Here is a 9737-nt window from a genome sequence, read left to right on the forward strand (position 1 = left end):
GTGGAGTGGCGCTCGCCATTCATTCCGTGCTCAAATGGGGCTGAGATCCTCCTATGCAGGACGACCTGACCAGCCTGATGGACGACATGACCGCTTTCATCGAGGGCCATGGGCTGCGGCGTTTCCACGGCTACGTGGGCGAAGAAGTGCAAACCGTGCTGTGGGACCAGAACGAAGCGCCGGACTCGTGGAAAGACTTTGTCGAGCTGGCCAAGGGCGGCGGCGCAACCTTCCTCTCCATGCACGGCGGCCCGCTGACGCGCCAGGAAGTGGATACGCTGATCGAGCGCCTGAACCGGTCGAAGCGCGCGGATCCGGAAGACTTGGAAGAAGCGCGCTGGCTGCGCACCTACATCGGCCGCACCGGCTTCGTGCAGATCGGCTGGCTGTACCAGGGCACGGCGCTGCTCTACGAAGTTTCCACCGAGTGGTACGAGCGCTACGAAGCCCTGCTCGACCTGGCGGAAGACTTCGGCAACGTCGGCGATGAAGCCGGCGCCGACGACGAGCGCTGACCGCCGTGCGCTGGCAGCGTCGCGCGGACGCGCCTGATCCCAGCCAGGTTTCCTCGCTTTGCGCCAGCGCGGGACTTGACCCGCTGCCGGCGCGCATCCTGGTAGCACGCGGCATCTCGAATGCGGACGCCGCACGCCGTTTTCTCACTCCATCGCTCGCCGACCTGCATTCGCCCTTCGCCATGTCCGGCATGAAGAAGGCGCTGGAGCGTCTGCAAACGGCCATCGCCGGCAAAGAAAAGGTCTTCATCTACGGCGACTACGACGTGGACGGCACGGTGGCCATCGTCATCCTGAAGACCGCCATTGAGCTGGCCGGCGGCGTGGCCGACTTCCACATCCCACACCGCATTCGAGACGGCTACGGCATGAAGGATTCCGTCATCGAGCAGGCGGCGCGCGACGGCGTTCGCCTGGTAGTGAGCGTGGATACCGGCATCCGCGCCTTCGCGGCGGCCGAAGCGGCGCGGCGCGCGGGCGTGGACCTGATCGTCACCGACCACCACCTGCCGCATCCGGAAGAGGGCGTCCCCGAAGCCTTCGCCGTGCTGAATCCTAACCAGCCGGGATGCGCCTATCCCTCGAAGTCGCTGTGCGGCGCCGGGGTAGCGTTCAAGATGGCGCAGGCATTGCTGGAGAAAATGGGGCGGGAGCGCCTGCTGCCGTCGTTCCTGAAGATGGTGGCGCTGGCCACGATCGCGGATGCGGTGCCGCTGGAAGGCGAGAACCGCGTCTTCGCGCGCCTGGGGCTGGAAGGGCTGCGCTCACCCGCCAATGCGGGCCTGAAGGCGCTGATGGAAGTGGCGGCGCTCGACGGCCGGCGGCCGCTCACCACCGGGGACGTCGCATTTCGCCTGGCGCCGCGCATCAACGCCGCCGGGCGCATGCAGATCGCGCACGACGTGGTGGACCTGTTTTCCACTCGCGACGAAGCCCGCGCACGCGAACTGGCCACGCGTTTGGATCAGCTCAACGCCGAGCGCCAGCAAGAGGAGCGCCGCATCGTCGAAGAAGCGTTCCAACGGCTGGAGGAAGACCGCGCGCTGCGCGAGAGCTATTGCCTGGTGGTGGACGGAGAAGGCTGGCACCGCGGCGTGATCGGCATCGTGGCCACGCGCGTAGTGGAACGTTACCACCGGCCGACGCTGGTCATCGCGCGCGAAGGAGAAGAAGCGCACGGCTCAGGACGGTCCATCCACGGTTTCCAACTGCTGGACGCGCTGGAGTCCTGCCGCGATTTGTTCACGCGCTACGGCGGGCACGCCTACGCGGTGGGCTTCGCGCTGCCCTCGGCGCGAGTTGCCGAACTGCGCGCCGCGGTGGATGGCCATGCCCGGGCCCGACTGACGGAGGACAGCTTCGTGCCGGTGCTCAAGTACGACGACGAACTGGCACTCGATGATGTGACGCCCGCGCTTTACCGGTCGCTCGCACCGCTCGCGCCGTTCGGCATAGGGAATCCGGAGCCGGTGTTCGTGGCGCGCGGCGTGCGTATCCTGCAGCCTCCGCAGGTGATCAAGGAGAAGCACGTGAAGCTGCGGGTGGCGCAACCCGGCGCGGGAGACAAAATCCGCCGCGCGTTCGATGCCTTGGGCTGGCGGATGGCCGAAAAAGTCGTGGAGCTCGGGTTGGCCTCCGGTGACATGGTGGATCTCGCCTTTACGCTCGATGAGAACAGCCATCCCGAGTTCGGCGGACTGCAACTCACGGTGGCGGATGTCGCCAGACCTTGCGTGTAGTGGATGAGCGGCATGGCTCGGAAGCCTTGGAGCCAGTCCGTCGCGCTTCGCGTAAACTGAACCCATGCCCCTCGATGTCCATCGTCTGCGGCGCTGGTTTGCTGCCGCGGCCGTGTTGCTGGTCGTTCTGGTGGCTGGCTGGTACGTTGCCGGCCGCTGGGCGGAGCGGCGCATCGCGCGCGAGCTTCCCAAGCAACTGGGCGTCGAAATCCAGCAGAGCACCGAGGGCTTTACCCTTTCGCGCTCCGAAGCCGGGCGAACGCTCTTCACGGTGAAGGCGTCGCGGGCTATCCGGCTGACCACCGGCGGCCGCGCCGAGTTGAAGGACGTGAGCGTGGTGGTGTATGGGAGGCGCTCGGACCGCTTCGATCAGATTTACGGCTCCGATTTCGAATATGACCCGAACACCGGCAACATCACGGCCAAGGGCGAGGTGCATATCGACCTGGAATCGGACGTCAATGGCGCAGAGAGGCCCGACCTCGTTCCGCCCGACGAGCTGCAGAATCCCATTCACCTGAAGACCAGCGGGCTGGTGTTCAATCACAAGACGGGCAAGGCGGAGACGCGGGAGCGCCTGGAGTTCCGCGTGCCCTGGGCCAGCGGCACGGCCGTGGGCGTGACCTATGACTCGGCCAGCAACGTGCTGCGGCTGGGGTCGCAAATCGAGATCCGCTCCGGCCAAAAGCAGGCCCTGGTTACGGCCGCGAGCGCCACTATCAGCAAGGACCCGCGGCAGGTGGAACTGGTGCAGGTGCGCGCCCAGCAGGGAGAGCGTCGTTTCGAGGCGGATCGTGTGAGGGTCCTGTTGCGTGACGACAATACCGTGGAACGGGTGGCGGCCGAGGGTAACGTCAAAACAGCCGAAGGAGGCGCGTCGCCGGCTACGCTGCGCGCGCCACGCGCCGAGTTCACGTTCAACGCGGCCCAGACGCTTCACACCGCTTTGCTTTCCGGCGGGGTGACGCTGGAGTCGGAGGGGACGTCACCGGTCGATGCTTCCGCAGAGCGAGTGCTGCTGGAGTTCACCGCGGGCAACCGCCTGGCCAAAATCCGAGCGAGCGAGAGAGTGCGCATGGAGCGCAAGCCGCCGCGGGTGGCGCGGGCAACAAGCGCAGAGAGCCAGAGCGCCGAACTGGCAGCGGATTCTGTGGATCTCTTCGTGCGGGAAGGCAAACGACTGGAGCGGGCGACGACGGGGGGCGCTGCGGAGGTAAGGCTGACGCGGGCATCGGGCGGCGCCGCATCTACGGTTATCACGGCCGGGGTATTCGAAGCCGCCTTCGGGAAGGGCAACCGGCTGCAGTCGCTGCGTGGCGCACCCGATGCACGCATCACTTCGAATGTGTCCGGGGGCCCGCCGCGCGTCAGTACGAGCCGGCAGGTGCTGGTGGCGTTCAACGAAGCGGGGACGGTTTCCGCCGTCGAACAGGAAGGCGAGGTGCGCTACAGCGAAGGCGAGCGCTCCGCCAGTTCGCAGAGGGCCCGCTACATCCCCGCGCGTGACGAGATCGTTCTTACGGGCTCGGCGCGCTTTACGGAAGGTGCAATCTCCACCACCGCGCAGACATTACGTTTTTCCCGGCGTGAAGGCGAGGCCACGGCCGAGGGCAACGTAAAGACCACCTACCAGCCGACAGGCGGCCAGCCCTCGGCGTCGCTGTTTTCCGGTAACAATCCTATTCACGTAACGGCGGGTTCGATGGTGGCTCGCCGAGCATCGAGCGCGGCGCGCTACGAGGGTGGCGCGCGGCTGTGGCAGGGCGCGAGCGTGATTGAGGCCCCGGTCATCGAGTTCGACCGCGGGGAGCGCACGCTCATGGCGGAAGCTCGGAGCGGAGGGCAGGTTTCCACCGTCTTTGTGCAGGCCGACGAAAAGGGCAAGGTTACGCCGGTGAACGCAACGGCAACCCGGCTGAGGTACAGCGATGCCCAGCGCCAGGCCCACTTCGAAGGCGGAGTGAACCTCCGCGGGGCTGGATTCCGTGTGGCCTCGGACCGGCTGGACGTCACCCTGCAGCCCGGCGGCGCCTCCAGTCCCAGCCGCCTGGAGAAGGCAGTGGCGGAAGGGCGGGTAGGGGTGTGGGAGGGGGAGCGGCGGGCTTCCGGGGAGAGGTTGGTCTATACGGCGTCGGAGGGAAGGTTCGTCCTGACGGGAGCGCCGGGGCAGCTTCCCAGCATTTTTGGTGCCGAACTGGGCACTACGACGGGCGATTCGTTGACTTTCTTCAGTCGCGATGATAGGGTGCTGGTCGAAAGCAGTCCTTCGACCCGCAGCGTCACCCAGACGCAAGTCTTGAAGAAGTAATGCAGACACTGGCGACGGACGACATCGGAAAATCCTACCGCGGTCGCCGAGTGGTCAATGGCGTCAGCTTGCAAGTCCATAAGGGAGAAGTAGTTGGGCTGCTTGGACCCAACGGAGCCGGCAAGACCACCACCTTCTACATGATTGTGGGGCTCACCCCGCCGGACAGCGGCCGGGTGCTGTTCGACGGCCAGGACATCACCCAGGTGCCGATGTACCTGCGGGCGCGCCAGTTCGGCATCAGCTACCTGCCCCAGGAACCCTCCATCTTCCGCAAGCTGAGCGTGGAGGAGAACATCCTGGCGGTGCTGGAGGCCCAGCCCATTTCCTGGCACGAGCGCCGGGAGAAGGCGGAGGAGCTGATCGAGACCCTGGGCCTGGCCCAGATCCGGCGCAACCGTGGGTACGCCGTTTCGGGAGGCGAACGCCGGCGGGTAGAGATCGCGCGCAGCCTCTGTATTTCGCCCACCTTCATCCTGCTGGACGAGCCGTTCTCGGGCATTGACCCCATCGCCGTGCTCGACCTGCAGAAGATCATCTTCGACCTCAAAGCTTCCGGCATCGGGGTGATCATCACGGACCACAACGTGCGTGAGACCCTGACGGTCACGGACCGCGCCTATATCATCAATGATGGCAAGATCTTCCGGTCGGGCACTCCGGATCAGCTCAGCCGCGATCCGGAGGTCCGAAAGGTGTACCTGGGCGAGAGTTTCACCCTGGTTTGAGGAAAGTAGTAGTCTTAACGTTCTGACCGGGACTCATGCAACTCCAGACCAAACTCAACCTCAAGGTCACGCAGAAGCAGATCCTGACCCCTGGTCTGGTGCAGATGGTCAGCGTCCTTGCGCTCAACAAGCTGGAGCTCAAGGACATGATCAACGCCGAGATGGTGGAGAACCCGGTGCTGGAGGAACTGGAGTCGCCCGTCCCCTCCATCGACGACGTCTCGCGAAGCGAGGAGAAGAACGATCGCGCCAGCGTCGCCGCGGAAGAGGCCAACGGACAGGAGCGCCAGCGCGACCCGTTCGAGGAGATCGATTTCGGCTCCTACTTCCGCGACTACCTCGACCCGGGCTACCGCAGCCCGGCGGCCGAAATCACCGAGCGCCCGTCGTTTGAGAACTTCCTTTCATCACCGACCACCCTGACCGACCACTTGATGTGGCAGTTGCGTTCGCTGCACCTGCGGGACCAGGTGCGCGCCGCCGCCGAGCTGATCATCGGCAATCTGAACGAGGACGGCTATCTCACCGCGACGGACGAGGAATTACTGGCCGCGGCCCGTGGGCAGCGGATGGCGGAACCTGCCGACGTCGCTCCGGCAGAGGAAGAGTCGCCAGAGCCCGAGGTGGGGCCGGAGGACGAACCCGCGGAGGCTGTGGCATCCGAGGAGCCTGCAGAGAGCGGAGCGGCTCTACCGGAAGTCCAACCCGAGGTGGCCACGGCGGCGGACGAAGGCGCCGAGGGCGAAGGCGCCGAAGACGAAGGCAGCAACGTCATCTCCATGCCGTCACCGGCGGCGGCCGAGCCCGAGTTCGACGCGGAGGCGTTGAGAGAGGCCCACGCGGTAGTTCGCCAGCTCGATCCGGTCGGTGTGGGGGCGCGCGATTTGCGCGAGTGCCTGCTGGCCCAACTTGAGTACCAGCAGCAACTGCGCCAGCAACTGGAGCTGGAGGTTGAGGAAGATCTCGACCAGGTCCTGACCGACTGCATTGCGGTGGTGAGTGACCACCTGAAGGCGCTGGAGGGCCGCCAACAGAAGGAGATCGCCCGCGCTATCGGTCGCCCGGCGGAGGCGGTGGAGCGCGCCGTGAGCTACCTGCGCACGCTCGATCCGCGCCCCGGCCTGCGCTACAACCGCAGCGAACCGCGGCTCATCGAGCCGGAAGTCGCTTTCGTCAAGCAGGGCGAGGAGTACCTCATTGTGATGAACGATGAGGACGTTCCCCAACTGCGGCTCAATCCCGCCTACCGGCGCTTGCTGAACCGGGATGGCGCCGACCGCGAGGTGCGAACCTACGTGAAGGAGCGTTACCGGTCGGCAGTGCAGCTCATCAAGAACATCGAGCAGCGTCGTCAGACCATCCAGCGCGTCTGCCAGGTGATCCTGGACCGGCAACGGGATTTCCTCGACCAGGGCATGGACCACCTGAAACCCATGATGATCAAGGAGGTGGCCGAAGAGATCGGGGTGCATCCCTCCACGGTGAGCCGGGCGGTGGCCAATAAGTACGTCCACACGCCGCAGGGTGTGCTGGAGCTGCGCTACTTCTTCAGCGAGGGCGTACAGGGCCCGGAGGGCAGCACGACCTCTCTGCTGGTACTGAAGCAGCGGGTCAAGAAACTGATCGAAGAAGAAGATCCCACCCGGCCGTTGACCGACGAGCAGATCACCCGCATCCTCCAGTCGCAGGGCATCCAGGTCACTCGCCGCACGGTCGCGAAGTACCGGGAAGACATGCGCATCCCGAGCACCCACCAGCGCCGAGTCAAAAAATAGTTGCGGTAGCGGTTCCATTCCGGCGCCGGCCGCCGCCAGCGCCCGAGGAGGGAGTCCATGAACGTCGAGTACACCGGCAGACAGTACGAAGTCACTCCCGCGGTCCGCAAGCAGGTGGAGCAAGGTCTGGCCAAGCTGGAAAAGATCCTGGGCGATAATTTCGATACCCACGTCGTCCTCACCATCGAGCGCCACCGGCACATCGCCGAGATCACCATCGTGGTGCGCGATCATCCCATCGTCGGAATCGCCGAGGCCAATGACATGTCCGGCGCCATCGGCGAGGCCTTGGACCGCATCGACCGGCAGGCGGTGAAGTACAAGAGCCGCTGGCGCACCATCAAGCGCAAGGCGCGCAAGAAATGGGATGGAGGCCCCAGCCCTCGTCGCCGCGAACCCAAGGCCAAGCGAGCCGCCGTGGGTCCTTCGGAGTCCACGGCCGTACCGGTGGTGGTGCACGCATTCCCCGCGACCCTGCGAACCGCGGAAGCCCACGTGGTCCGAGCCCGAGACGCCGTGGCTCTGCGCCCCATGACTCTGGAAGAGGCCATCAAAGAGGCCGAGTTCCGCGATCGCGATGTCTTTGTCTTCCGCGACCGCGACGGCAAGGTGAAGGTGCTGCATCGCACCCGCGACGGCAGACTGGAGCTGATCGAGGCGCCATGAGGCGTGGCGAGGATCGAGCACGCAGAACCACGGCCGCCATCTTCCGACGGTGTTGGTGGATGGTGCTGGTGGGCGCGTTCGCGTCAGCCACCAGCGGGGCCCAACAGGAAGCTCCGCCTTCTCCACCCGCCAGGACAGCCAAACTCCGTCCCGCCAAGTCTGCCGCATTGGCGAAGCGCCTGCTGAACGTCGTGTATGGAGGCGACCTCGCGGCGGTGGCTGCGTTGCTCGAGCAGGGAGCCGATCCCAACCTGGCAGAAGATGAGGATGGCGTCACCGCGCTCATGGCGGCGGTGGAGGCGCGCGACGTGGATATGGTGACACGCCTTCTCGACGCCGGCGCCGATGTCAACGCCGCCGATGCCGGAGGGTGGACGGCGCTCATGTCTGCTGTCGAGACAGGTGACACGGATCTGATTGCGCTGCTCTTGGCGCGAGGCGCCGACCTGCACGCCACAGACAGCAACGGCTGGGACGCGCTGTTTGTTTCGGTATCCGCCCACCAGAAGGAAGCGGCGCTGGCGCTGCTCGCAGCCGGAGCAGATCCAGACACAAAGGACTGGCACGGCGTCGCACTGCTCATGCTGGCCACTTCCAATGGTGAAGATGAACTCGCGCGCACGATTCTGGACGCGCCTCCGCTCACCGCCAAGGGGAAGAATCCGGAGGCTCGTCTCGATGCGGTGGTCCGCCAGCGCCTGCAAGCGCGCGACGAAAGCGGCTGGACGGCATTACACCACGGCGTCTCCCGGGGACGGGATGGCCTGATCCGGTACCTGCTGGAGCGCGGCAGCGAAGTGGACGCTCGCACGCGCGCCGGCTGGACTCCCCTCATGATGGCTGCGGAAAACGGCGATGCACTGACCACCAGCGCCCTGCTCTTGCGCGGCGCGCAAGCCAATGCTACGGCCGGCGACGGCACCAGCCCGCTGCTGCTGGCCGCCATCCGCGGGGAGTTGCGTACCGTCAACGCCTTGCTTGCGGCCAAGGCAGATCCGAACGCGCACCGCCACGACGGCCGCACGCCCCTGATCGAAGCCTCGGCCCGCGGGCATGCTGTTGTGGTCGAGGCGCTGCTGCAAGCCGGCGCCGATGCGGAGGCGCGCACTTCCTCCGGCGCTTCCGCCCTGGATCTGGCCTCACGGCTCCCCGACAACGCGGAAGTGATCTCGCTTCTTCAGCAAGCCGCCGCGCGTTAGCCCTCGCGGGTTGCGATAGCTTTCTGTTTGGCTCAGCCATCGGATCTGACACGCGACACCGGCGCAGTGGTACCATCGCTCTCCCATGGCGCGCCGACGGCATCCCGCAAGACGAAAAAAGAGGACGATGTCCGCACGCGGCGCCAGACGGTCCGCCTCCGGCCTAGTCGTGATCACCGGGATGAGCGGTTCCGGCAAAGCCTCCGTACTGAAAGCCTTCGAGGACCTGGGCTACTACTGCGTGGACAACCTGCCGGTGGACATCATCCGCAACTTCGCCGAACTTGTGGGCCAGTCCGCGGGGATTCAGCGGGCGGCGCTGGTGGTGGACGTGCGGGAAGGTACGCGCCTGGGCCGCCTGCCGGCGGTGCTCAAGTCCCTGCGCGAGTCGGTGAACACCCGGGTGATATTCCTGGAAGCCAGCGATCAGGCCCTGCAGCGGCGCTTCAGCGAGACGCGCCGACCGCACCCACTGGGGGCGGATGAGCCGGTGCGCGCCGCCATCGGGGCGGAACGCCGCCGTCTACGCCCCATCCGCAGGCTGGCTGACATGGTGGTGGATACCTCCGCGTTTAACGTGCACCAGTTGCGCACTTACATCACGGAGAAGTTCCGCCAGGAGGCTTCGGACAAGAGCATCCTGGTTTCGTGCATCAGCTTCAGTTACCGTAACGGCACGCCGCAGGATACCGACCTGGTGTTCGACGTGCGCTTCCTGCCCAATCCGCACTTCATCCCCGAGCTGCGTCCGCTCACCGGTAAGGACCCGCGCGTGGCCCGCTACGTGCGCAGCTTTCCGCAGACGAA

General features: G+C 65.8%; 8 protein-coding genes. All 8 read left to right on the forward strand.

Annotated features, from left to right (window positions below; all coding sequences use genetic code 11):
- The first annotated feature begins 53 nt into the window (after positions 1 to 53).
- Positions 54 to 515 carry a hypothetical protein gene (locus tag VLE48_08050; GenBank protein HSA92947.1) on the forward strand — a complete coding sequence of 154 codons (462 nt, stop codon included), beginning with the start codon at positions 54 to 56 and terminating at the stop codon, positions 513 to 515.
- A 5-nt stretch (positions 516 to 520) separates the two neighbouring features.
- Positions 521 to 2254, forward strand: a complete 1734-nt coding sequence (recJ, locus tag VLE48_08055; protein HSA92948.1) for a single-stranded-DNA-specific exonuclease RecJ — start codon at positions 521 to 523, stop codon at positions 2252 to 2254.
- A 64-nt stretch (positions 2255 to 2318) separates the two neighbouring features.
- A complete protein-coding gene (locus tag VLE48_08060) occupies positions 2319 to 4562 on the forward strand; it encodes an LptA/OstA family protein (protein ID HSA92949.1) in 2244 nt (747 codons plus the stop codon).
- Positions 4562 to 5290 carry an LPS export ABC transporter ATP-binding protein gene (gene lptB, locus VLE48_08065; protein HSA92950.1) on the forward strand — a complete coding sequence of 243 codons (729 nt, stop codon included), beginning with the start codon at positions 4562 to 4564 and terminating at the stop codon, positions 5288 to 5290. The genes VLE48_08060 and lptB overlap by 1 nt, the downstream gene beginning before the upstream one ends.
- A 35-nt stretch (positions 5291 to 5325) precedes the next feature.
- The gene (gene rpoN, locus VLE48_08070) at positions 5326 to 7065 is read left to right on the forward strand and encodes an RNA polymerase factor sigma-54 (protein ID HSA92951.1); all 1740 of its coding nucleotides are present in this window, start codon (positions 5326 to 5328) and stop codon (positions 7063 to 7065) included.
- A 57-nt stretch (positions 7066 to 7122) separates the two neighbouring features.
- Positions 7123 to 7731: a ribosome-associated translation inhibitor RaiA gene (gene raiA, locus VLE48_08075; GenBank protein ID HSA92952.1), complete on the forward strand. Its 609-nt coding sequence runs from the start codon at positions 7123 to 7125 to the stop codon at positions 7729 to 7731.
- Positions 7732 to 7790: 59 nt separating this feature from the next.
- Positions 7791 to 8930: an ankyrin repeat domain-containing protein gene (locus VLE48_08080; GenBank protein HSA92953.1), complete on the forward strand. Its 1140-nt coding sequence runs from the start codon at positions 7791 to 7793 to the stop codon at positions 8928 to 8930.
- 127 nt (positions 8931 to 9057) lie between these two features.
- A partial coding sequence (rapZ, locus tag VLE48_08085) for an RNase adapter RapZ (protein HSA92954.1) occupies positions 9058 to 9737 on the forward strand: 680 nt, incomplete at its 3' end.

The sequence above is a fragment of the Terriglobales bacterium genome (assembly GCA_035454605.1).
GTDB lineage: Bacteria > Acidobacteriota > Terriglobia > Terriglobales > Acidobacteriaceae > DATMAB01.

Bases quoted from the DNA above. Each gene is read 5' to 3' on its own strand.
- VLE48_08050 (HSA92947.1), top strand. From the start codon at position 54: ATGCAGGACGACCTGACCAGCCTGATGGACGACATGACCGCTTTCATC.
- VLE48_08060 (HSA92949.1), top strand. From the start codon at position 2,319: ATGCCCCTCGATGTCCATCGTCTGCGGCGCTGGTTTGCTGCCGCGGCC.
- lptB (HSA92950.1), top strand. From the start codon at position 4,562: ATGCAGACACTGGCGACGGACGACATCGGAAAATCCTACCGCGGTCGC.
- rpoN (HSA92951.1), top strand. From the start codon at position 5,326: ATGCAACTCCAGACCAAACTCAACCTCAAGGTCACGCAGAAGCAGATC.
- raiA (HSA92952.1), top strand. From the start codon at position 7,123: ATGAACGTCGAGTACACCGGCAGACAGTACGAAGTCACTCCCGCGGTC.
- VLE48_08080 (HSA92953.1), top strand. From the start codon at position 7,791: ATGGTGCTGGTGGGCGCGTTCGCGTCAGCCACCAGCGGGGCCCAACAG.